The following is a 23,001-nucleotide window of genomic DNA, read 5'->3' as shown; positions in this document are numbered from 1 at the left end:
TCATTTTAAATATTTCAGCAAAAGGATCTCAGCTAGTAAGAATATCAGTGCAAAAATAACAAACCATTTCCAAAGCTCATTAATATTGTTCTCATCATTTAACTGGCTTAGCGAAACATCAACCGAATCGTTTATCGCATTAACCTGAAAATCACTGATATCACGATAGCTTAAATTACTTTCATTTCTCGGATAATTAAAACTGATATTTTGTAATTCGATGTCGTTGTTTTTAATCGTATAGGTCCCGGATTTACTGGGATTTTCATTAGTGGTGATCGTTACCTTGTCGGGGAACGACTGTTGAAGCGGAATAAACTGAGAAGAACCGTTCTCTATATTGAGAATAGCATCCTGCTGAATGGAAGTCTTTACATCTACCTGGTTCTCTCTTCCTGTCAGATAATATAGTTCGGCCAGCTGAAGGCTCTTTTTCCCGATACTGTAAAAGGTTGGTACAATAAGAGGGGAGTTCTTGAAATTAGATATATCCTTGTTTAAGGGCGATGCAAAAACATATATTCCATTCCTTTCATACAGAAATGGGTTTCCATCTTCAAAATCCAGCAGACTGGGGAGTCTGGCACTGGTGTCAAAACTCATCGAGACCTTCGGATACTGAAAATTACTTACCTGCTTATCAAAGACATCCTGATATACCGGATGAGAGAACTGTATCCCGGTTATTCTTTTTTCATTGGTATTTACGGTGGTAAAAGCTCCCAGTCCGAATGTTCCCATAAATCTGGAATAATCAGAGAAATTAGGGTCTGCAGAAGGGATAAGAATGATCTTCCCGTCCTTTTTATAAAAGGCATCCAGGGCATTGGAAAGCGAATTCGGAATATCTTTCAGTTCGTTCAGAACAATAAGATTCTGGCGTTCTATAGCGCTATAATCTAACTCATTGGATGCGTACGAACCCAGATTGAACTCGTCCTGTGTAAAGATACGGTTCAGAAAATCTCCGTCAGTACCGTTAATGGCCATAACGTTTATTTTCTCGGTAGCATTGATATTAAAATACATGCTATTGTCGTATTGCAGCCCGTCATCTTCTACCGTCAGGCGTCCGTTCACGATCTCATTGGAAGGAATGGTAAAGTTAACTTTAGCACTCCCTGAATTCCCGTTAAAATCGGCACTTACCTTCGCCATCAGTTTATCCTGATTGTAGAAAGAAACAGGATATTCCCCGTTAAGGTTACCATGTGTACTTAAAACGGCTTCCAGCTCTATATTGGATGGAGTGGTGCGCGAAATATAAATACTGTCTATAGAAATGTTATCGGTTCTTACCGGCGATAGTTTTACGACCTCTACATTGATAAGGGAATCCCTTTCGGGAATGCTGTTCCCGTTCTTTTGCTGAAAATCAGAAATAACCAGGAGATTCTTAAGGCTGTTACCGTCTCTGCTGAAGCTATTCCGTCCTTTTAAGAGGATCTCGTTTATATCTAACTGTTCCGGAGAATACGGAAGCTGCAGCAATTCATTTCTGATAGCTTTTATGCTCCCCTTCGGAAAGGAATTATCGTTGGTAAAAAGGGTTATTTCCTCTTCATCCGGAATATTGCTCAATAACTCCTGAACCGCCCTTTCTAAAAGCGGGCCTTTTTCGCCTTTCATCTGCATGCTGAAAGAATTATCGAGATAGATAACCGTTTCCCTGGACGTGGTGGTTATATTCCGGTTGGCAAAATAAGGTTGGGCAAAAGCCAGGACAGCAGCGGCAAATAACAATAACCTGCTGCAGAGGACCAGCCATTTTTTAAGCTGAGAACTTTTTCGAGTTTGTATGGTCACTTCCTTGAGGAACTGAACATTGGTAAAGGGAACTTTCTGGAACCTTCTGAGTTGAAAAAGATGAATAAGGATTGGAATGATCAGTAGTAGTAGTGCCCAAAGAATTTCCGGATGTTTAAACTGCATTCCTATTAAAAATTTCTCAAATATAAATCTTTAAGCTATAATACGGTATTAATTAAGATTTTTTTAAATAGAAACGGGAGCTTTGCAACAGAGTTAAAATTTAGCAAAGCTCCCGATCCGTCTCTAAAATATTGATTTAGTCGTATTTAGCCGGCTTGTTGCCCGGTGTTGTTCTTAAAATAAATTCCCTGATATCCTGATTGGCATTTATAAGGTCTTCATTCCTCAGATACATCATATGTCCGCTTCGGTATCCTTTAAAGCTGAGCCTGTCTTTCATCTTCCCGCTCGGATCCAGTTGCCACATACTGTATTTAGCATTAAAATAGGTGGTAGCACCGTCGTAATAACCGGACTGGTACATCACATGCAAATAAGGATTCTGTGCCATGGCCTGACGCAGGTTATCCCTGGTATTGTCGTTGCTGTTATCCCACGGACGTACGGGCCCGAACATATTGTATTTGATATCGGTCTTAAAGTTAAGTTGTTCCCTGATATAATAGTTTATGGCAGGGGTGAAGGAGTGCAGCCAGGAAGTGATCTCCGAATTGTAATCGGGAGAATCTCCGGCATCCATTTTATCGATCCCCAGATAACGGGAATCCAGCCTTCCGATGGTCCTGCCACGGTCACGTAACAGTTCTTTCCAGAAAAAACGGGTAGGAACATCCAGGTTATGCTGCAGGATGACCTTTTCGGAAAGTCCGGAATAATAAGCCATTTTCTTGGCTACCTGCTGTTTTTCACTTGCGGAGATAAAACCGCCTTTTGCCAGGGCCGGGATCAGGGTGTTGATGGCATACTGCTCTACTTCCGGTAAAACTTCCAGGAGATCCTTTTGCTGAAGCTCCGGCGGCAGTGCCTTTTGATACCAGGCTGCAGCTGCAAAATAGGGGAGGTTGATCCCAGATGAAACAGGGCCTCCAACTCTTAGTACTTTATAATCTGCGGGAGATACCATAATTACTCCGTTCAGGTACATCCACTGTCGGTTCTGAAGTTCCAGGGCCAGTCCGGCTACTCTGGTACCTCCATAACTCTCTCCGATGATATATTTTGGCGATAACCACCGGTTATTCCTGCTTACAAAGGTATTCAGCCATTCAGCCAGGTATTTGATATCGGCATTGATCCCGAAAAACCTGGAGCGGTCCACTTCCTTACCACTGGCAGGGATTGTTCTTGAGTATCCGGTATTAGCGGGATTTACAAAAACAATATCGGCCACATCCAGTATGGAGTTCGGATTGTCTTTTACACCATAAGGCTGAATGGGGTAGCCTTCATCGTCTATCTTCAGGATCTTCGGGCCTGTATAGGCCAGGTGCATCCAAACCGAAGCAGAACCCGGTCCCCCGTTAAACGACATAATAAGAGGACGTTTTTCCTTGTTTTTAATATCAGATCGTTGATAATAGGTGTAAAATAAAGTAGCAATGGGCATACCGTTTTCATCCCAAACGGGCTGAGTTCCGGTAGTTGCAGTGTAGGGTATCTGCTTTCCTTTAATGGTTACTACGTTTTTGGTGATGACGGTCGTGTCTATCGGTATTTTACGATCCTGTGCATTGGTTGAAGTAAACAACAGTAATGCCAGGCTAAAAATAGCTAGAGTGTTTCTCATTTTGGTTGTAATTAGTTTGTGCTATAAGAGAAGCTCAGCTCCTCATTCTCAGCATAAAAATAAGTAAACACAACCAAAGACAATGACCTTTACCGGCGATAAATTGTTAAATCTGTAACTGGTGTATTTGTTTGGAGGCCAGAAATATGATCACTATTCCGGTGAGATATTAAAATTTCTCGAACACCCCCAGACCAAAAAGCGCAAAGTCGTACTTAACAGGGTCTTTGGGATCCATCTTCCTCAGGCTGGTATCGAGCTCGGCCAGGGCTTTGGCATCATTCTGTTTCCTTTTAAGAATTCCCAGTTTACGGGCCACATTCCCGCTGTGTACATCTAAAGGGCAGGACAGGAGGGAAGGAGAAAGGCTTTTCCATATGCCAAAATCCACTCCGGTATCTCCGGGGCGTACCATCCAACGAAGGAACATATTAATACGTTTGGCAGCACTGCCTTTTAAAGGATCGGAAATATGCTTGGTTGTTCTCTGCAGATGATCTGTTTCAAAGAAGACCTGTTTAAAATGATGAATACTGAGTTGAAGAGAATCCTCTGTGGCATTTGCTTTAAACACTTCTTCAAGGCCCCCGTGATTCCGGTAAATGTTTTTCAGGCTTTTGACAAAATAGCTGAGATCTTCTCCGTTAAAGGTGCGGTGAACAAAAGTTTTTAGGGGTTCCAGATCTTCTTCCGAATGTTCCAGGATAAAATCGTAGGGAGTATTTCCCATCAGCTGCATCATCCTGTCGGCATTTTTAATAATGCTTTTCCGGTTTCCCCAGGCGATAGTAGCGGTGAGGAAAGCACATATTTCGATATCCTCCTTAGTGGTATAACGATGGGGGATCTGAATAGGATCGGATTCTATAAAACGGGGATGGTTATAGAGGGCGACTTTTTCGTCCAGGAATTCTTTTAATTCGGCCCGGGTCATTTAGGAGACAATTTTTCCGTCTTTCATGACCAGTTTCCTGTCGGCCATATTTGCCAGCTCTTCGTTGTGGGTAACGATCACAAAAGTCTGCTCGTATTTGTCTCTGAGCTTAAAGAACAACTGATGCAGGTTTTCGGCTGATTCCGAATCCAGATTCCCGCTGGGCTCATCAGCAAAAATAACCGAAGGATCATTTACAAGGGCCCTGGCTACAGCTACCCTTTGTTGTTCTCCTCCCGACAATTCGGAAGGTTTATGATCATACCTGTCTGAAAGCCCCAGGAAATCCAGTAATTCTCTGGCCTTTTTCTCGGCATCTGCTTTGGAGGTCTTTTTTATAAAAGCGGGGATACATACATTTTCGAGGGCCGTAAATTCAGGTAATAACTGATGGAACTGAAAAATAAAGCCTATGTGCTCATTCCGGAATTTTGCCAGCTCTTTATCCTTCAATTTGCTGACATCCGTACCATTGACCTTTAACTCACTCACACCGTTACCACTCATTTTATCGAGTGTTCCGAGGATCTGAAGCAAGGTGGTCTTTCCCGCTCCGGAGGCGCCTACAACAGAGACGACTTCTCCTTTTTTAATGTGCAGGTCCACTCCTTTGAGCACTTCCAGCTTCCCGAAATATTTGTGAATGTTTTTTGCAATGATCATTTTACCGCTTTAGAATGTGTGAAAGTAAAAATTACGGACCGATCCTGCAAATTAGCTTTTAAATGCGTTCCTGATATTATTAACATCCAGGAAGTATACAATACGCAGAGAAAGGGTATGCCTGATAGGTTGATCGAACAGATTACTCAAACTTCTTGAATAGTTGATCTGTGACTGATCGTCCTGATTAAAAATGGCATTTCTGTACAATAGAATTGCCTCACTTCCGGGAGCAAACCTCCAGTTAAAGCTCAGGTCAAGGTTCCAGATATTAAAGTTGGTATTCGGATTGTTTTCCGAAATATCGAAATCTGTTTCCGACCTGCTACCGTCGTCGTTCAGTATAAAGAAAATATCATCGCTGTAATCTGCAGTACTCCAGAAGTTCCTGAAACGCAGGTTGATGGCTTTATAAGGATTAAAATTATAACTCGCCTGCATGGAATTCTCTACACGGGTAATATCTCTTTGCCCCAGGAATACATCGGTCCCGTCATCGCTGATATAACCGAAGTTGTTGTCCTGTTTGGAGATATCGGTACTCCATATAAGCAAAAAGTGATCGGAAAAGCGGTAACGCGGGGATACCCTTAAGGAATAATTGACCTGTGGGTCCGCAAACCAGCTTCTGTAACCTACATTTATATCGTATGCGAATTTCTTTCTGAAATCTGATGATACAAAGGCACTTCCACCGAAATTGGAACTGAAGGTTACAAAACGCCCTTCGATCCTCGGTTCGAAATAATCGTCATCATCACTGTTGTAATTGGCGTTAAGGCCAAATGAAAAACGTTTTGGAGTAGAGAAGAAGGAGTTAAAGGAAATGGAGTTACGTGTAACTACCGAAGGATCGAACAGCCTCCTGTGATTTACCCTCAACGACAACCTGTATCGATTAAAACGCTTGGTAGGCTTAAAGATCTCATAGGAGATCTCTCCCATAAAGTTATTAAAGTTGTTTCGGAACAGGATCCCGAAATCGTTACTGTTATAATTCGTGTCGGCCAGGAAATTGGCAAGGCGCCATCTGAAATTCCCTTTGGTCTTTCGTATTCCCAGATTAGTACGGATACCGGTAGTGGTCCCGTCAAGATCCTTAACATGACTGTAGCGTATCCCACCGTCAAGGTTATAGGAATTTTGTTTGTTGGACAGATTAAAAAGAAGACCCGTAACATTGGCATCTCTGAAATCTCCTGCTCTTGTAACATTGGTATTGATCAGGGAAACCGATGAATTCTGATTGAATTGCTGATCAAATACAAGAATATTGTAATTGGTAAAGGATTCTGTGGTTACCTCCCTGATATCTCCGGTAATGGTATCCCGTACCGTAGCATTTGTCCTTTCGGTAATGGCATTCAGAAAACCGATTCCCAGTTTGTTTTTGGTACGCCCTGAGATCTTTACTGCGTTAAGCAGGTTTACATCGTCGGGATTATCGATGATCTCTTCATTTTCCTCCAGTTGGTCGCTCACGGCTCCTCTTCTTGTGGGCGCATTTCCGATCCTGCGGCTAAAGAAAAGACCCCCGCGGTTAAAGAGCTCGGTCCCTTCGGTAAAGAACTGCCTGTTTTCGGAGAATATCTGTTCAAAAGGCCCCAGGTTGAGCTCCACATTGTCAAAAGCCGCCTGCCCGAAATCCGGAATCAGGGTAGCATCCAGGGTAAAATTATCACTAAGTCCGTATTTTACATCCAGACCGGCACTGAAATCCGTGCTCCTGGTACCGTCAAAAGTAGAGGCGCTTCCCTGAGCAAAAGGAAACAGGATTAATCTGAAAGGAGGATCGATATCTGTTAAACCGGTTACCGTTCCGCTGTATTGTGTTCTGGACCCTACCTGTCGGTCTACATAGTTCCAGCTGTATGATTCGTTAATATGTCTTACCTGTCTGAAGAAGTTAATACTCCAGTTCTGTACTTCCACTTCCGGAAAACGCAGGGCGTTATATGGAATTCTGTATTCTGCATACCATCCTTTTTCATCATAGGAGATATTACACTGGAATACCGCGTTAAAGCTAAAATCTTCCCTGTTGTTCTCTCTCCGGGAATCACCTATGGTACCGGCACTGGTAACATAAAAAACAGTTTCGTTGATCCCGTCGTTCAGGGTATTGATATTTACAGAGAAAAAATCGGACTGAACAAAAATATTGTCCCGTTGGCTAAATTGCTTCAGGATCCTGTCCGGTTCATTGTCGTAAAGATATACAGCAAAGTAAACGGCTTTATCATCATAAGCCATTTTTACCTGTGTTTTGTGGGTCTCTCTTTCCGTTCCGGTATTACTGGGCTGGAACATAAAAAAATCTCCGTAGGCAGGTAAGTCGGCCCATACTTCATCGTCTAACTTACCATCTATTTTAGGAGCATTATCTATACGGGTTGCCTTAAGTGATTTCCTGTCTGTTTGGGAAAATAGGGATAGTGTACTTAAAAGGAATATTAAGACAAGTGTTTTTTGTAACATTGATGACGGACAATAAGGTTCTCTAAGCTTGGTTTTCGGCACACAAAACTAAAAGACTGAAGTAGATAAAAGTCCCAATTAAAAGTTAAAAAAACTGTTAATTGTTCTAATGTTTTGTGAATTAACGCTTTTCTGCTTTTAAGGATAAAAACGATATGAAAGACAATACAAAAATAAGGGTTGCCACTTTTGCCGGAGGTTGTTTCTGGTGTACGGAAGCGGTTTTTAAAAGGCTGAACGGGGTAAAGGAAGTTGTATCCGGCTATACGGGAGGAAATGTTGAAAATCCGACCTATCGGGAAATATGTACGGGAACCACCGGGCATGCCGAAGCAGTACAGATAACTTACGATCCCACAATAATCAGGTTTGAGGAGCTGATGGAGATCTTTTTTGTGACCCACGATCCGACCAGTCTGAACAGGCAGGGGAATGATGTCGGAACCCAGTACAGATCGGCTATTTTTTATTCCGATAACTGGCAAAAGGAAAGAGCTGAAGAATTAATTGCTATATTGGATGCCGATAAAGTGTTTAAAAATAAGATTGTCACCGAGGTGGTGCCTTTGGAAGTTTTTTACAAGGCGGAAAACGAGCATCAGGATTATTACGATTCCAACAGGAAACAACCTTATTGTCAGTTTATCATCAACCCTAAAATAGGGCATTTAAAAAAGTATTATCAACATAAATTAAAGACGCCTGATGTCTCCATATAACAATTTCGAAGAATACAATATCAAGATCACCGACGAGGTGAAAGGCCGTTATAAAACAATCATTACAGAATTAGGAGAGGACCCGGAAAGAGAGGGACTTCTGAAAACCCCGGAAAGGGCAGCCAAAGCCATGCAGTTCCTTACCCAGGGTTATTATAAGGACCCGGCAGAGATCCTGAAAGGAGCTATGTTCAAGGAAGATTATAACGATATGGTTATCATCAAGGATATAGAATTGTATTCGCTTTGTGAGCATCATATCCTTCCGTTCTTCGGAAAGGCTCATATTGCCTATATCCCTGACGGACAGATCGTGGGATTGAGCAAAATACCACGGGTGGTAGATGTTTTTGCCAGGAGATTACAGGTTCAGGAACGCCTGACCCATGATATTCTGGAATGTATAAACAACACATTAAAACCCAAAGGAGTAGCAGTGGTTATTGAAGCTTCCCATATGTGTATGATGATGCGCGGGGTACAGAAGCAGAACTCGGTAACAACTACCTCCGGTTTCAGAGGACAGTTTGAAAAAATAGAGACCAGGAACGAGTTTTTAAAGCTGATAAGTTCTGATCTCTCATAATTTTTTTGGCACTTTTGTTGTTATGTTCTTATAAATGTTAATTTTATAAGATGACGACAAACAATTCCTCCAATAAATTTACCAAATTATTCTTAGGGCTCGTTTTTGATGCAATGGGCTATGTTTCTTTTATTATTCCTGGAATAGGGGAGTTTTCCGATATTATCTGGGCTCCGCTGGCCGCCTGGCTGATGACCAGGATGTACAAGGGCACCTCGGGGCAAATAGCGGGAGTTGTGGCTTTTGTGGAAGAACTGATGCCAGGCCTGGATATAGTGCCTACTTTTACCCTGATGTGGATCTATACTTATGTCCTAAGAGGGAAAAAAGCAGACAAGGCAATAGAGGTATAGGTATAAAAAGGAAAAATCCTCATCCACCGAAGCTTCAAAGGATTTAACACTAACTATCAAATCTTTAGATCTTAGTTCTACAGAATTTATTGAATGGTTACAGGGAAGGTAACTTCTACGTCAGTATCCCCACCTGCATTAGTAATATCTCCATCGGAAACTCCTGCAGCATTTTTATCCAGTTGGTGACGAAGGGTAACTACCAAATTCCCGGTACTTGCATCACCGGTTGTTAAAGTAATCTGGATCCCAACAGGATTTCCATCACCGTCCTGATCTGTATAAGCTGTCGTAACTGCCGCATTTCCGATTACCTGATAAAAGAACTGATGTTCGTCATCTTCTTCCTCTACCTCTTCGGTAATATCTTCTGCCGGGTTCTCTGTTTCATTCAGCACCTGAACAACTCCTGTATAGGTAGTATTGGGAGCCAGATCCGCAACTGTTACCGTTGGAGGGTTAGGACCGTCTGCATCCAGATCACGACTTGTGAATACGATGTCTGCTCCTCCTGCCTGCGGACTAAGCGTTAGCGTCAGGGTGGTAATTACTTCTTCTTCATTCACAATCTGAGGTCCCCCGTCATCGTCGCTGGAACAGGAAGCTATGAATAAAACAAGCATTGATAATGATAATAATTTAATCGTTTTCATGATAATTGGTCTTTTTTAAAAGATTAATAATTAAATTTAAGTCTCAAGGTGAAATTCCTGCCCAGGTCGTCGGCAAATAAGCGAAACCTGTTCAGGTATTGTCTGTAATTCGTATTAAAAATGTTCTCTACCGAGAAGCCTAGTTCCATGTCTGTTCCGCCAAATTTAAACTGCACAGATGAGTCAAAGTGAAGCAAGTGGTAACCAGGAGGCGGTGTGCTTACATCTACCAGGACATCCACAAACTCATTGTTTTCAACTACCTGTGCAATGAAGTTGTTATCGGGAAACCTGTTTTGCCTGAAAAAAGCCTCACTTTTTAGACTCAACTGTAAATTTTTCCACTTTTCGTTCTTATAGGAAAGTGTGTTAAACCAGTTGGTTTGAGGGATATTTATAATGGGCTGATCCCTTTCCGTATCCTGCCCTCGTAAATAAGAAAAGCTGGTCTTAAAGCTAAATTGCTCATTGAGGTCGTAGGTAGCATCAACATCTACCCCATAGAGTGTAGCGTCGTTTTGCAAATACTCAAATACCTGGAAAGTACCACGGCTTGTAGCCAGAACTCCGGTAGGCTCCAGGACAATAAAATCTGAAATAAAATTGGCGTAGGGGGTAAGGTTAAAATTAAGCCTTTTGTCCAAAGCCCTGCCCTGAAAAGAAAAGGACAGTTTATTGGATATTTCCGTATCGATACGAAGATCTCCAAGCTCGAATGCAGCAGATGACTGATTCAGGCCTTCACTAAAAAGTTCGGAAGGGTTTGGGGGTCTGCTGGCAAGGCCATAGTTAAAGAGTAATTCCAGATCCTCCTTAATTTTATAATTAAGCCCTACGGTTGCAGATAAGTTGGTGTAATCAAACTGCGGATTCGTCAATAACTGAGTTCCAAAATCCTGTACCACGATATCTGCAAAGTCGACATCATATCCTCTCGATTCAAAGAAACTGGTTCTGTAGAATTTCTCAGCATCTATATTAGTGTAATCTACTCTTGCTCCCAGGTCCAGAAGTAAGGATTCGTTAAAATTAAAAGCCAATCCTCCGAAAACTCCTATTCCGTATTTTTCATAGTCAGGAATAACACGTCTTACCCCGGTAAGCGGATCTGCAAAGTTTTCCTGGTATATTGCACTGACCCCAGCTGTAACTTCCAGGTCTTTAGTTGGATGGGTTTCTACCACAAGATCCAGGTTATGTGTTGTCAGTTCAAGATCTACAATTGGTATTCCGTCATCTTCACCTCTTCGGTTATCAAACTCCTGGCGGTCGTTGAACTGAAAAGCATACTGAAGGGAGATCTTCCCAAAACGTTCCAGCCGTACAAATGCACTTGCCTTCAGAAGATGATGACTTACTTCCTGTCTTGGAGGGTTGATAGTATATGAGAAATCATCGGTAAATGCTGGTACCGGAGAATTAATAGCTCTTACAAGATCTGTGATATTCCCAAAATCCGCAGCTCTTAGGATACCGATAGCTGTATCGAAATAACTGTAAAACAACTCAGCTCCATACTGAAATTTATTAATTCCGAGATTTACGGAAAAAGATTTCTGTTCGGTTCCCGTATTGGTTAAAAAGTAATCTGGAGCTCTGAAATCCCCGAATTTTTTATAAGTACCTTGTACCCTGACACCTAACCCGTTATCAAAACCTTTGTCGAGGGAAGAGGTAATACTTCCACCGCGACCGTTTGAAGAAGCCGAAAGAATGGTCTTTCCGAAAATAGTATCGTGATTAGCCAGCCGCCTTGGCTTGGCAAGGACAATCCCACCAATGGCATCACCTCCGTATTGCAAAGCTCCCGATCCTTTTACAACGGTGAGCCTGTCTGCAGTATTCAGATCGACATTCGGGGCGTGTTCTATACCCCATTCCTGATCCTGTAATCGTACATTATTGGTAATAATAAGAATTCGACTGCTGTTTAATCCCTGAATAATGGGCTTTACTATGGTACTCCCTGTGTTAAGAGAGGAAACACCACTTATTTCTCTTAATGCATCTCCCAGGGTAGCATCTGAAAACTGAACTAATTCTGCAGCTTTTAATGATTGAGAGTTAACGGTTTCAGCTACCTGACGCCCGTTATCTCCGGTTACTACCACTTCTCCTAACTTTTCCAGATGATGCTCCAGACGAACTTTTTTGAACGTATTTCCTTCTATTTCAACAGGGACGATCTTGGATTTACATTCAGGATGTGATACTTCGATCTCATAAGTCCCTATACAGATATTTTTGATGGAAAATTTCCCTTCCAGATCGGTTATGACCGATTTTGAGGGGGTTCCGTCCTTTAAGAGGATTACGGTAGCACCGACCAGTGGAGTTCCATCGTGAAAATCTATAATTTCACCTTTAAGGTTTGCTTCACATTGCTGTGAAAATGTCTCTGATATCCCGAATAGCAACAGGATAATCATCAAATATGATTTCATAATAAATACGTAAAAATGTGTAATCTGGATAGTCTATACCCCTGGATAGGGTATATTAAAATGAATTAGCCTAATAAAGAGGCAGGAGGGGGGCGATTGAAATATTTTCCCGAAACGGAGCTTGAAGGTACGAATAAAACGAAAGTGAAACTCTCTGTTGGTTCAGGGAAATAAGGATTGAATATTTCAAAGCTTTCCGTAAAGGAGGGTACAATAAGATCGTTATCTTCCTGTACCTGATAATATTCACAAACCTGGCAATTTTCAATAGAATTCTCATCCCCAAAAAGATGAGAATAAGTATGCGCATTGGCAATCTTAACAAAGACAAAAACTGCCAAAAAAGCAAATGAAACTAATCTGAAAATGCCCTTTTTCATTATTAGCAACAAACTTAGGGAAAAAAAGAGATAAAAAAATGTTAATTAAAAATTAAATTTTCAGGAGACTAACTTCCCAAGTCCCATACGTTTAAGCATTTTCTTTTCAAAAGACCAGAAAAATTTAAACTGCCCGAAGAGCCATCCGAAGAAGACCAACAAAACCTGATAGATCGGGAAGATCAATAAAATCCTGACCGGCCAGTAGATCCAGCCATTGGTATTTTCTTTTGTGAGGCCGATATACTCGGTGAGGGGAGCTGCCAGTTTAGCCGAAACACTTCCGGTAATGGCAAATACTATAAATATTACAAGGACTTGAAAATTAGAGTGGATACCCCAACGTTTCTTTAATTTTTCCATTTCTCATTTTTAAAGGGCACAAAAATAAGGAATTATACTCGTGGAACAAATCCGGAAAGCCGCTGGTTGTACCTCCGCTGGAAAAAGATAAAGTAATTGTAAAGAAGATAATTCACTTCATAACCGTAATCAATCCCCGGGCTGTAGTCAATTCGCCATGGATAGAGATTAGGATCAAACCTTAAAGGACTATTTACCCGGATATTGTATTCAATCACCAGGATGCGGTTCCTGTTTTCAAGGAAATTCTGAGAATAATAACCGCGTGGCCGTGCAATACTGTTCAGCCAGAAATTAAAGCCGGGTTCAATGATAATGATCTCGTATTCCAGACTGTCGTTCGCTATACGTACGGTATCCTTGGTTTTAGAACTAAAAGCCTCTTTCTCTTTGCCTATAACAGCTGTATCCGTACTCCTGGTGGAAGTACAACTCAAGGAAATAAAAAGAATTCCGATAAAAAGGCCAATTACATATCTCATAAGCTTAAAATTACTAAAATTAACTTTATTTATCAGTTGATTTAGAAGTTTTTAACAAAAAAACCGGGTGATCTACCCGGTTTATTAGCATCAATATTCATACCATTATTTTTTTCCGAAGAGCCCTCCCAGTAATCCGCCGAGACCGCTTTTCTTCTTTCCGCCGCTCATGACCATTCCTGCAACATCATCTATAATACTTCCGTCTCCGTCAGCATCGATCAGAGATTCTATAAGGCTCTGGTTTTGCTTAGGCTGATTTCCCATTACACTTCCGAGTAAACTTCCAAGTCCGCCTGCATTATTCACATTGCTCTGGCGACTTTGCCTTCCCAGGTATCCCATAAGGATAGGAGCAGCTACCTTCAGGATCTGTGCAATAGTTCCGGTATCCATTCCTGACTTCTGACTTAATGCAGATTCGACACTTGCCTGTCTGTTTCCAAGGACATGCCCCAGGATCCCTGCACCATCATCCATAACAGATTTATCCACGCCACCACTAAAAAGACCTCCAAGGTTATCCAGGATACTTCCGTCATGTTTGCCCGAAAGTGCCCCCATAAGTCCCTCGGCTCCCTGTGGGGATGCAGCGTTCTTTTTCATAGCTCCCATTAAGACCGGAAGCGCCATACTGAGAACATCGGCAGTCTTACCCTCAGATTGCCCGGTTTCACTACTCACTCCTCCTATAATTTGCTTTCCGAGATCGCTATTTAATAAGTCTAAAATTCCTGACATTTTATTTGTTTTATGATTAGAAATTTCAAGATACAAAAAAGTCCCCTACTTAATGTAAAGGACTTTTTAAATTTATATTTATCGACGATCAGACCGATTCTGTCTTTAAAATGCTTATTATCTGCTCCGCAAGCTCTTTTCCGATCCTGTCCTGTGCTTCATTGGTAGCAGCACCGATATGCGGTGTTAAGGAAATATATGGGTTCATTAATACCTTGATAGCAGGGGAGGGTTCGTTCTCAAAAGTATCCAGCCCTGCAAAAGCAACTTTCCTGCTTTCCAAAGCCTCAATAAGAGCAACTTCGTCTATCACACCTCCACGGGCAGCATTAACGATAGCCACACCGTCTTTCATAGATTCTATTTCTTTTTTTCCGATAACGTAATCTTTCTGCGCCGGAACGTGCAGGGTAATAAAATCAGAAAGTTTCAGGATATCTTCCACAGGTTGTGTTTCTATCGCCACATTAATAGATTGTCCGTTATAGAAATCTACTTTGATCTCTGCATTACCTACATACTTATCGGAAGCGATCACCTTCATACCTATTCCGAGAGCTATTTTGGCAACTTCACGGCCAATACGGCCAAAACCGATAATACCCAGGGTCTTTCCTCTTAATTCTATCCCTTTTGCATACGATTTCTTAAGCTGAGCAAATTTGGAATCCCCATCTAAAGGCATATTCCTGTTACTGTCGTGAAGAAAGCGCACTCCTGCAAACAAGTGAGCGAATACCAATTCTGCCACCGAGCTGGAAGAAGCAGCCGGGGTATTGATTACGTGTATCCCTTTTTCACGGGCGTAATCTACATCTATATTATCCATTCCAACACCGCCACGTCCGATAACTCTGATCCCGGGACAGGAATCAATGACATCTTTTTTGACTTTTGTTGCCGAACGTACCAGGATCACATCAACATTGTTCTCGTTAATAAAGCTGATAAGCTGTTCCTGGGCTACTTTGGTTGTAATTACTTCAAAGCCTGCCTGCTGTAGCGTGTCTATTCCGCTTTGAGAAATTCCGTCGTTAGCTAATACTTTCATTTATAGGGTTTAAAAATTAAGTTCTTATTTTCTTTTTTGTGCAATTATTATGCCTTTCTTTCAAGCTCCTTCATAACATCTACCAATACCTGTACACTCTCCAAAGGTAATGCATTATACATAGACGCCCTGTAACCGCCCACACTGCGGTGTCCGTTAAGCCCGTTAATTCCCGCTTCTTTCCACATAGTATCAAAGCTTTCTTTCAGGCTGTCATCGGTCAGATTAAAGGTGGCGTTCATATTGGAACGATCTTCTGTCGCTGCAAAACCTTTAAACAGGGGATTTCTGTCTATCTCGGTATAGAGAAGGTCTCCTTTTTTATCGTTTACCTTTTCTATGGCTGCTATACCTCCCAGGTCTTTCAGCCATTCGAGGGTAAGCATGGATACATATACGGCAAATACCGAAGGAGTATTGAACATACTGTCTTTGGAAATATGCACTTTATAATCCATCATAGAAGGGATCTTACGCTCTACCTTTCCGAGGATATCTTCTTTTACAACAACCAGGGTAGTACCTGCAGGCCCCATATTTTTCTGTGCCCCGGCATAGATAAGGTCGAATTTGGAGAAATCCATTTCCCTGGAGAAAATATCCGAACTCATATCGCAAACCAATGGAACATTCACTTCCGGAAAAGATTTTAATGAAGTTCCGAAAATGGTGTTGTTACTGGTACAGTGGAAATAATCCACATCTCCGGGAACCGTATAATTTTTAGGGATATAATTAAAATTAGCATCCTTGGAAGAAGCTACTTCTATCACCTCACCGAATAAACGGGCTTCCTTGATCGATTTGTCAGACCAGGTACCCGTATTGAGGTAAGCTGCTTTTTTGTTGAGAAGATTATAGGCAACCATCAGGAATTCAGTACTTGCTCCTCCCTGAAGGAACAGCGCCTGATAACCTTTTCCTTGTAACCCGAGTAATTCGAGAGCCAGAGATCTGGCATTTTCCATTACTTCTACAAAATCTTTACTTCTATGAGAGATCTCTATTAATGAGAGATTCAGGTCGTTAAAATTTAAAACTGCATCAGATGCCTTTTTCATAACTTCCTGCGGAAGAATGCAAGGCCCGGCGCTAAAATTGTGTTTCCTCATAGTTTTTTAGAAATAAATGGTTTACGTTTAAAATTTAAAGTTACAAAGGTGATAATTTCTCAGTGATTTTTTGTTATGAAAATGATAATAATTCCGCTATATTTTTAACAAGAATTCAATAGTATCAACATCATCCGCATAATCGTATAATTGAGGGAGTTGGGTTTGCCCGAAATCTACTTCTTTTCGGCTAAAACCATCTGCCACAACACATTGGATGTTCTCCTTTTCATCTTCTAACCTTTTTCTCAACGATTCAACATCCTTATAAGTCTCATAAAACAGCGTAGCGATAGGGGATGCAAACTGCTCATCTTCTTTAAGCATCAGGAAGCCGTTTTCCAGCAGCTCAAATTGACTCATCAGATATACGGCTTTATTATAATCGTAATTATTGGCGTATTTAGCAGAATCTATAATACTTTTCTGTTTGTACATCGCTTTAAAGAAAGCATCGAAATTGTAATTTTCAGGAACAAAGAGTTTTGAGACATTCCTGCAACCCAGGCCGTAGTACCTGAAAACATCTTCGCCTAAAGCCTCCAGTTGTGCCTTGGATTCCGTTCCATCGAGTACGGCAACCGAATTCCGGTTCCTGCGAATGATATGAGGTTTCTTTCCGAAATAATATTCGAAATACCGGGCCGTATTATTGCTTCCCGTAGCAATAACCGCATCAAAACCTTCCAGTTTATCTTCGGTAAAGGATATTTTTCCTTTGAATTCAGGCTCTGCATACTCAAGGTATTTAGAGAGCATGGGTAACAGGTGCTTATCATTGGAAGATTGCTTGACGATCACAGAATGCCCCGCCAGCAATACACATAAGAAATCGTGAAAACCAACCAGCGGAATATTCCCGGCAGTAATAAGAGCTACTTTCCTGGAAACCTGATCTTCATTAAACTCATAAGGTTTCAGCCAATCATTGAACTTTTCCTCGGTAAGGAGCTCACTCCAGCCCTTTATAGCAAACTGTATATTGCTGTCCGTAAACCAGCCATTGTGCTCCTGCGCCAGTTTTAACTGATGTTTGAAGGCGTCAAAGAAAAGATCATTATTTATTACACCCTCTCTTCTTTTTGTGTTTTTAGAGGAGAATTGATCTAAAAAAGAACCTAATTTAACAAAAGCTTTAACTCTGTTCTTCAAGCTACTCATTATATTTGCGTAAAATTACTTTGGGTATTATTTTTGCACAAAAGTATAAAAAGAAAATGCTATGGCTATCATTATAACAGACGAATGTATTAATTGCGGAGCTTGTGAGCCGGAATGCCCGAACACTGCAATATATGAAGGTGCGGACGACTGGAGATACAGCGACGGAACATCTCTTACCGGAGATGTGGTCTTACCCGATGGAAAGTCGGTAAACGCAGACGATGCACAAACCCCGGTTTCTGATGAGATCTATTATATTGTACCTGATAAGTGTACTGAGTGTAAAGGGTTTCACGAAGAGCCTCAGTGTGCTGCAGTATGTCCTGTAGATTGTTGTGTGCCGGATGATGATCACGTAGAAAGTGAAGAAGTACTTCTCGGGAAGCAGCGTTTTATGCATCCCGAATAAGGATATTGACAAAATAAAACAAAAAGCCCTGACATTTCTGCCAGGGCTTTTTTAATAAACAGAACTTGCTTATAGCGACTTAAAAATCAAATCCTAATCTTGCGTAATAAAAGGCTCCGCCAAAACCCATCTGAACAGCGTCCCAATAACCCCCAGACTCTGTTTCACCATCATTTTGCTGTGAAGGGTATTCGTTAAAAATATTATTCCCTCCAATGCTAACCCTCAGGCTTTCAGATAAGTTATATCCAAGATTCAGATCGAAAGTGAATTTTGGATCGTAAACATCTTCTGTTCCAGCGAAATCTATTAAAACGATCTCGCTAAATCGTGTTGCTGCAAGTGCAGCGCTGAATTTTTCTTCTGTATATCCCAGATTAAGACCGAATTTACTATCGGGTGCCGATGCCAGGAGAAAGGCTCTCTCCCTGGGACCGAAAAATGTATCTTCATCCAGATTACCGTTATTAATGCTCTCGATCTTCATATCGTTGATATTTCCGATCAGAGAAGCTGTTAAAGTGGCATTGTCTAATTGTTTCCTCCAGGAAAGCACAATATCCAGACCGGTGGTTCTGGTATCCGCACCATTGGCAAAGAACTGGGCTTCATTTACGTTGGGGATCTGTGGTGCAGCAAATGTACCCGTAAGTACGATCCTGTCCTGAACATCCACAAAATACCCGTCTATGGTAGCGTTAAAGTCCCCGAAAGTAGCCGTAAAACCAAGTGATGCGTTAAAGGCTTTCTCCTCTTTTAGCTGACTGATCCCGAAAGATTGGGTAACAGGACTGTTATTAGGAGATAAAAGCGTTTCCGTGGCCACACCACCCTGGAAATCCGTAAATCTCAGGTTGTAGTAGATCTGGGCCAGGGAAGGAGCCCTGAAGCCTGTACTTACCGATCCTCTGATATTAAAATTATCGGATGCTTTCAGCCTGGCGGCGAGTTTTCCGTTCAATGTACTTCCAAAATCGCTGTACTCCTCAAAACGAACGGCAGCTCCCAGCAGGAAGGTTTCCGTAAAATCGAATTCTGCATCTGCATAGAGAGAGAAGTTCGTTCTGTTCCTGTCTACTTCATTGGCCGGACTGTATCCGGGGAATCCCTGTGAACCTCCGGGGCGTAATTCGCCTGTTTCCGGATCTGTAGGTTGCGTCTGATTGGCCGGATCTGTTATAAGGATACCATTGGTATCGAAAGTCCCGTACGATCCTTCTTCTCCGGCAAAAATGATAAAATTCTCTGTCCTGTATTCCAGTCCGAAAGCCAGGTTCATCCCTTCAAAAACATCGTCAAAATATTTGGAGAAATCGATCCCCGTCGTATTCTGGCTTAAACTGTGCCCTCCCGCATCAAAATCGGTAGGAGAGCTTTCTTCAAGAGATGCATTCAACGTACCCAGAATAAAATAGTGGAAAGTATTTTTTCCATAGGTATTGTTTATATCGATCTTCCATCCGCTGTTGGTCTCTGTTCTGACCCCTACGGATGCCGAGTTATCTATAATATTGGAAGTAATACGTGGTGTAAATCCGTTAGGGTATATGCTCAGAACATTTCTTTCTGTAGGATTGTTCCTGGTAAAGGCAAAGGCGTCCGTATCTCTGTAGTTACGGCCTCCGAAGGCATATACTTCCGTTCTTTCGGATAGTGGTATTGCTGCATTTACAAAGAAATTAAAACCGTCTATAGCCGCCTCACCGAAACCTCTTCTGAAGTCAAATCCGGGACGCAGGGTTTTGTTCTTGCTGATATACTCCGTAGTGAAATTAGCATACCCGCCTTCACCGATCCCGACTCCGTAATTGGCAGTGATCTTAAGTGATCCTCCGTCAAAATTCTGATCGTCTCCTATAGCATTACCATCCCTGTCCGTATCCAGGCGGTTTCCATCGGTATTCGGTGTTCCGTTCGGAAAATCTCCCTGTGCATTGGCGTTGTAAAATCCGTAACTGATACTTCCCGAAAATTGCTCCACATTGTCCTTTAAAACAATATTGATCACCCCGGCAATAGCGTCAGATCCGTACTGGGCGGCAGCACCGTCTCTAAGGATCTCTATTCGTTTAATGGCCGATGCGGGAATGGCATTGAGGTCGGTACCTGAATTACCCCTTCCTCTCGTACCGAATATATTGATAAGAGAAGATGAGTGCCTGCGTTTTCCGTTGATAAGGACCAGGGTCTGATCAGGCCCCAGGCCACGAAGGGTAGCAGGGTCTATATGATCTGCACCGTCTGCTCCCGATTGCTTGTTAGCATTAAAGGAAGGAGCTGCATACTGCAGGAGTTCATTTACTTCTATTTTACCACTTTGGGTAACCACCCCCGATACATTGATCACATCTACAGGTACTGCCGTATCGGTAGAGGTCCTTTTCGGGCTTCTGGAACCCACCAGTTGTATCTCATCCAGCTGCAAGCCGCTGATCAGGGTAACATTAACGGTAGATCTGTTATTTACCTGTATTTCCTGACTCTCATAACCCACATAGCTGAATACCAGAGTAGCATTATCCCCGACAGAAATGGAGTAATTCCCGTCAAAATCGGTAGTAGTACCGTTTGAAGTTCCTTTCTCCACAACATTTACTCCGGCAATAGGTGCTCCCTCCTGATCGACAACTTTTCCGCTTACGTCAGCAAGTCTGGCATCTATGGTCATTTCTTTGAGGTTTGCATTCTTCGGAGCCTGAATTTTCTTCAGAATGCTGGTCTTATTTACCTTGTGATTGGAATTGTAAATGACGTAGTATTTATTTCCGAGGTATTCAAACTGAAGCTTGGTCTGGTTTTCCAGTTTATTAATGATCTTTTTAAGCTTTTTATATTCGTACTTACTTGGGTCGAGTATCCTCCCCTCAAGTAGTTTAGGTTCATATGTAAAGAACACATGATGTTTCTCACTCAGGTGTTCCAGGAATTCGGAAAGAGCGATGGTCTGTTTGCTTTCTATAGCATAGGCCATACTATTTGTTGCCCCCAGGATCAAAAACAGAAGAAGCACTAAATAGGAACTTTTCAATTTTTGTTTCATAATTTAATGTTTATAAAGGTTTGGTTGTTCAATTATTAGACATGATCAATAGTGTATTGTTGTCTCTGTCTATTCTGACATTTGCCGCTTTTTCGATGGCCATAATGCAGATCTCAAAATTCTCGGTGGGAATACCTCCCGATATTACTTTGGTAGCGCTTATTTCATCGGCAAACTCCGCCGGAGTTCCGTAGATATCTTCAATTTTTGTCATTACCTCTTGCAGGGAAAGCTGGTCCAGGATCAGGGTTCCGTCTTTCCAGGAAGTAAGTACTTCCGGTTTTTCAACCTTCTTCCGGGTAAGCAGGGTTTCGCTTTCGGCAGAAAAAGAGATAAACTCGCCCGGGATCATTTCCTTTACGGATCCATCGCTTAAAACAATGTTTATGGCGCCTTCGTCCAGGATAACATCTGTTTTTTGATGCCTGCTGTTCACGTTAAATTCCGTTCCGTATACTTCAACGGTAAGGTCGTCTGTCATTACCTGGAATTTAGCTTTGGCAGAAGGTTTCTTCTTTACCCTGAAATAAGCTTCCCCTTTGAGCCATACTTTTCTGGGATTGTTCTTTTGATACCTGATCTCCGAATTGGCATTCAGGGTAAGATTGGTACCGTCCGGTAATCTCAAATTGATAAACTCTCCGTTTTTTGTCTGATGAATGATCTCGTTTTTTGACAGGGATGATTGATAGAGCCAACCGAGTACCATAAGTGCGCAAATACTGGCAGCTATTGAGATATAACGGTATAGGGGTGCTGTTCGTTTTTTAAGTGAAGGAATGTCGTTTTCGGTCTTGTTTTCAATGGCATTTATGAGGCTTTCCCAGCGGGCTTCTGTTTTCTCCGCCTCATGAGGGGTTTTTTTGAACTGGATCCCGTTTACCACGGCTTTTGCATTCAGGACCAGCTCCAGCTGATCCGGATGTTCTTCTATCCATTTCTCCCAGAAATTGATGTCGCTGAGATTTTCCTTGTTCACCCAGTTAACAAAGGATGCATCTTCAATAAAGTCCTCGATGGACTTGAATTCCCTTTTTGCCATTTTGATCGGAGTTCAGATTAAAATGAGATAGCTCTCTATGGGTATAGAGGAACTTTTTCGGGATCCATACCCTCTTTTTTTAAACTTTTTTATAAAAAAAATGAAAACTGTTCTGTAATTGATTGATTTACAGAAATGTAATTAAAGTTTAATTTTTAAGCAATTGCTGTAGCTTTTGCATTTCTATATCCGATCTGAGCTTTTTAAAAGCTTTCTGAAGTGTATTGATAACGCTCTGATAATTAATGTCCATGATCTCCGTAATATCTTTAATATCTATCTGGCAGTAGTACCTGAGATAGATAACTTCTTTTTCTCTTTTGGAAAGTGTATTCAGGATCTCCGACAGCTTTTCTTTTCGGATATGATGGAATTCTTTCTGGATCGCTAATTCTTCGGGAGAGAATTGCATTTCCATCATCTCTGTATTCAGCTTGTTATACTCTACGGACGGAACGGCTTTTCCCATTTCTTTGAATAACCGTCTTCTGAAGGAGGCAAAAAGATAGGCCCTGATACTGTCGAGTTCTCCAAGTTTTTGTCTGTTATCGTGCAGATAGATAAAAAAATCCTGTAAAGTATCTTCCGTTAAGGCTTTATGGCCACAGAGTTTTGAGCCATAGTGAAACAACTCGGGATAATAGATGCAGAACATACTTTTAAATGCATTCTTATCTCCGTTCTTAAAAGAAAGCCACAATATTTTTTCAGGCAAGTTCTTCAAATTCCTATATGGTTGTTCTCTGTTGGAAATTATTGGTTTATAGTCAGGTGGCGGATATCAAATTTATAATAATTTATTTACATCGATTTAACATCGCCGGAAGG

21 protein-coding genes are annotated in these 23,001 nt (G+C 41.6%); 4 read left to right on the top strand and 17 right to left on the bottom strand.

Annotation, left to right across the window (positions count from 1 at the left end; translation table 11 throughout):
- The 5 genes from GWK08_RS10210 to GWK08_RS10190 form a co-directional block, all read right to left on the bottom strand.
- Positions 1–1,932: a BatA domain-containing protein gene (locus GWK08_RS10210; protein ID WP_163606985.1), complete on the bottom strand. Its 1,932-nt coding sequence runs from the start codon at positions 1,930–1,932 to the stop codon at positions 1–3.
- Between the two features lie 136 nt (positions 1,933–2,068).
- Complete coding sequence (locus tag GWK08_RS10205; protein ID WP_163606983.1) at positions 2,069–3,559, bottom strand: S10 family peptidase; 1,491 nt, start codon at positions 3,557–3,559, stop codon at positions 2,069–2,071.
- 169 nt (positions 3,560–3,728) lie between these two features.
- Positions 3,729–4,493, bottom strand: a complete 765-nt coding sequence (locus GWK08_RS10200; protein ID WP_163606981.1) for a TIGR02757 family protein — start codon at positions 4,491–4,493, stop codon at positions 3,729–3,731.
- Positions 4,494–5,156, bottom strand: a complete 663-nt coding sequence (locus GWK08_RS10195; RefSeq protein WP_163606979.1) for an ABC transporter ATP-binding protein — start codon at positions 5,154–5,156, stop codon at positions 4,494–4,496.
- 51 nt (positions 5,157–5,207) lie between these two features.
- Complete coding sequence (locus GWK08_RS10190) at positions 5,208–7,634, bottom strand: DUF5916 domain-containing protein (RefSeq protein WP_163606977.1); 2,427 nt, start codon at positions 7,632–7,634, stop codon at positions 5,208–5,210.
- A gap of 155 nt (positions 7,635–7,789) precedes the next feature.
- Here GWK08_RS10190 and msrA point away from each other — a divergent pair, with 155 nt between their 5' ends.
- The 3 genes from msrA to GWK08_RS10175 are packed head-to-tail and all read left to right on the top strand — an operon-like array spanning position 7,790 to position 9,292.
- A complete protein-coding gene (msrA, locus tag GWK08_RS10185) occupies positions 7,790–8,353 on the top strand; it encodes a peptide-methionine (S)-S-oxide reductase MsrA (RefSeq protein ID WP_163606975.1) in 564 nt (187 codons plus the stop codon).
- Complete coding sequence (folE, locus tag GWK08_RS10180; protein ID WP_163606973.1) at positions 8,340–8,939, top strand: GTP cyclohydrolase I FolE; 600 nt, start codon at positions 8,340–8,342, stop codon at positions 8,937–8,939. The genes msrA and folE overlap by 14 nt, the downstream gene beginning before the upstream one ends.
- A 50-nt stretch (positions 8,940–8,989) precedes the next feature.
- A complete protein-coding gene (locus GWK08_RS10175) occupies positions 8,990–9,292 on the top strand; it encodes a hypothetical protein (RefSeq protein ID WP_163606971.1) in 303 nt (100 codons plus the stop codon).
- A gap of 86 nt (positions 9,293–9,378) precedes the next feature.
- On the opposite strand, the gene GWK08_RS10170 is transcribed toward GWK08_RS10175, so the two are convergent.
- The 9 genes from GWK08_RS10170 to GWK08_RS10130 all read right to left on the bottom strand — a co-directional run bounded on the left by GWK08_RS10170 (position 9,379) and on the right by GWK08_RS10130 (position 17,679).
- A complete protein-coding gene (locus GWK08_RS10170) occupies positions 9,379–9,945 on the bottom strand; it encodes a type 1 periplasmic binding fold superfamily protein (protein WP_163606968.1) in 567 nt (188 codons plus the stop codon).
- Between the two features lie 23 nt (positions 9,946–9,968).
- On the bottom strand, positions 9,969–12,389 hold the full coding sequence (locus GWK08_RS10165) for a TonB-dependent receptor (protein WP_163606966.1): 2,421 nt from the start codon (positions 12,387–12,389) through the stop codon (positions 9,969–9,971).
- Between the two features lie 65 nt (positions 12,390–12,454).
- A complete protein-coding gene (locus GWK08_RS10160) occupies positions 12,455–12,769 on the bottom strand; it encodes a hypothetical protein (protein ID WP_163606964.1) in 315 nt (104 codons plus the stop codon).
- 60 nt (positions 12,770–12,829) lie between these two features.
- Complete coding sequence (locus tag GWK08_RS10155) at positions 12,830–13,132, bottom strand: DUF6787 family protein (protein WP_163606963.1); 303 nt, start codon at positions 13,130–13,132, stop codon at positions 12,830–12,832.
- Positions 13,133–13,164: 32 nt separating this feature from the next.
- Positions 13,165–13,614: a DUF6146 family protein gene (locus GWK08_RS10150; protein ID WP_163606961.1), complete on the bottom strand. Its 450-nt coding sequence runs from the start codon at positions 13,612–13,614 to the stop codon at positions 13,165–13,167.
- Positions 13,615–13,719: 105 nt separating this feature from the next.
- Positions 13,720–14,355 (bottom strand): DUF937 domain-containing protein, encoded by a 636-nt coding sequence (locus GWK08_RS10145; protein ID WP_163606959.1) that lies wholly within the window; start codon positions 14,353–14,355, stop codon positions 13,720–13,722.
- Positions 14,356–14,443: 88 nt separating this feature from the next.
- On the bottom strand, positions 14,444–15,406 hold the full coding sequence (locus tag GWK08_RS10140) for a D-2-hydroxyacid dehydrogenase (protein ID WP_163606957.1): 963 nt from the start codon (positions 15,404–15,406) through the stop codon (positions 14,444–14,446).
- A 47-nt stretch (positions 15,407–15,453) separates the two neighbouring features.
- A complete protein-coding gene (gene serC, locus GWK08_RS10135) occupies positions 15,454–16,518 on the bottom strand; it encodes a 3-phosphoserine/phosphohydroxythreonine transaminase (RefSeq protein WP_163606955.1) in 1,065 nt (354 codons plus the stop codon).
- 96 nt (positions 16,519–16,614) lie between these two features.
- Entirely contained in the window at positions 16,615–17,679 is a 1,065-nt protein-coding gene (locus GWK08_RS10130) for an acyl-CoA reductase (protein ID WP_163606953.1), read from the bottom strand.
- Positions 17,680–17,740: 61 nt separating this feature from the next.
- Here GWK08_RS10130 and GWK08_RS10125 point away from each other — a divergent pair, with 61 nt between their 5' ends.
- Positions 17,741–18,091, top strand: coding sequence for a 4Fe-4S dicluster domain-containing protein (locus tag GWK08_RS10125; protein ID WP_163606951.1), 351 nt, complete (start codon positions 17,741–17,743; stop codon positions 18,089–18,091).
- 79 nt (positions 18,092–18,170) lie between these two features.
- On the opposite strand, the gene GWK08_RS10120 is transcribed toward GWK08_RS10125, so the two are convergent.
- From GWK08_RS10120 to GWK08_RS10110, 3 genes are all read right to left on the bottom strand, one after another.
- Entirely contained in the window at positions 18,171–20,759 is a 2,589-nt protein-coding gene (locus GWK08_RS10120; RefSeq protein WP_239524910.1) for a TonB-dependent receptor, read from the bottom strand.
- 400 nt (positions 20,760–21,159) lie between these two features.
- The gene (locus GWK08_RS10115) at positions 21,160–22,173 is read right to left on the bottom strand and encodes a FecR family protein (RefSeq protein WP_163606949.1); all 1,014 of its coding nucleotides are present in this window, start codon (positions 22,171–22,173) and stop codon (positions 21,160–21,162) included.
- A 148-nt stretch (positions 22,174–22,321) separates the two neighbouring features.
- A complete protein-coding gene (locus tag GWK08_RS10110; protein ID WP_163606947.1) occupies positions 22,322–22,897 on the bottom strand; it encodes an RNA polymerase sigma factor in 576 nt (191 codons plus the stop codon).
- Positions 22,898–23,001 lie beyond the last annotated feature (104 nt).

This window comes from Leptobacterium flavescens (assembly GCF_010671605.1).
In the GTDB taxonomy this organism is placed as follows: domain Bacteria; phylum Bacteroidota; class Bacteroidia; order Flavobacteriales; family Flavobacteriaceae; genus Leptobacterium; species Leptobacterium flavescens.
The sequence above is the reverse complement of the archived record's forward strand: the minus strand, read 5'-3'. Positions and strand labels throughout refer to the sequence as shown.

Coding starts and splice junctions, on each gene's coding strand:
- GWK08_RS10150 (WP_163606961.1), bottom strand. CDS start 13,614: ATGAGATATGTAATTGGCCTTTTTATCGGAATTCTTTTTATTTCCTTG.
- GWK08_RS10165 (WP_163606966.1), bottom strand. CDS start 12,389: ATGAAATCATATTTGATGATTATCCTGTTGCTATTCGGGATATCAGAG.
- msrA (WP_163606975.1), top strand. CDS start 7,790: ATGAAAGACAATACAAAAATAAGGGTTGCCACTTTTGCCGGAGGTTGT.
- GWK08_RS10130 (WP_163606953.1), bottom strand. CDS start 17,679: ATGAGTAGCTTGAAGAACAGAGTTAAAGCTTTTGTTAAATTAGGTTCT.
- GWK08_RS10170 (WP_163606968.1), bottom strand. CDS start 9,945: ATGAAAACGATTAAATTATTATCATTATCAATGCTTGTTTTATTCATA.
- GWK08_RS10195 (WP_163606979.1), bottom strand. CDS start 5,156: ATGATCATTGCAAAAAACATTCACAAATATTTCGGGAAGCTGGAAGTG.
- GWK08_RS10200 (WP_163606981.1), bottom strand. CDS start 4,493: ATGACCCGGGCCGAATTAAAAGAATTCCTGGACGAAAAAGTCGCCCTC.
- GWK08_RS10125 (WP_163606951.1), top strand. CDS start 17,741: ATGGCTATCATTATAACAGACGAATGTATTAATTGCGGAGCTTGTGAG.
- folE (WP_163606973.1), top strand. CDS start 8,340: ATGTCTCCATATAACAATTTCGAAGAATACAATATCAAGATCACCGAC.
- GWK08_RS10205 (WP_163606983.1), bottom strand. CDS start 3,559: ATGAGAAACACTCTAGCTATTTTTAGCCTGGCATTACTGTTGTTTACT.
- GWK08_RS10160 (WP_163606964.1), bottom strand. CDS start 12,769: ATGAAAAAGGGCATTTTCAGATTAGTTTCATTTGCTTTTTTGGCAGTT.
- GWK08_RS10145 (WP_163606959.1), bottom strand. CDS start 14,355: ATGTCAGGAATTTTAGACTTATTAAATAGCGATCTCGGAAAGCAAATT.
- GWK08_RS10190 (WP_163606977.1), bottom strand. CDS start 7,634: ATGTTACAAAAAACACTTGTCTTAATATTCCTTTTAAGTACACTATCC.
- GWK08_RS10115 (WP_163606949.1), bottom strand. CDS start 22,173: ATGGCAAAAAGGGAATTCAAGTCCATCGAGGACTTTATTGAAGATGCA.
- serC (WP_163606955.1), bottom strand. CDS start 16,518: ATGAGGAAACACAATTTTAGCGCCGGGCCTTGCATTCTTCCGCAGGAA.
- GWK08_RS10175 (WP_163606971.1), top strand. CDS start 8,990: ATGACGACAAACAATTCCTCCAATAAATTTACCAAATTATTCTTAGGG.
- GWK08_RS10210 (WP_163606985.1), bottom strand. CDS start 1,932: ATGCAGTTTAAACATCCGGAAATTCTTTGGGCACTACTACTACTGATC.
- GWK08_RS10155 (WP_163606963.1), bottom strand. CDS start 13,132: ATGGAAAAATTAAAGAAACGTTGGGGTATCCACTCTAATTTTCAAGTC.
- GWK08_RS10120 (WP_239524910.1), bottom strand. CDS start 20,759: ATGACCATAGATGCCAGACTTGCTGACGTAAGCGGAAAAGTTGTCGAT.
- GWK08_RS10140 (WP_163606957.1), bottom strand. CDS start 15,406: ATGAAAGTATTAGCTAACGACGGAATTTCTCAAAGCGGAATAGACACG.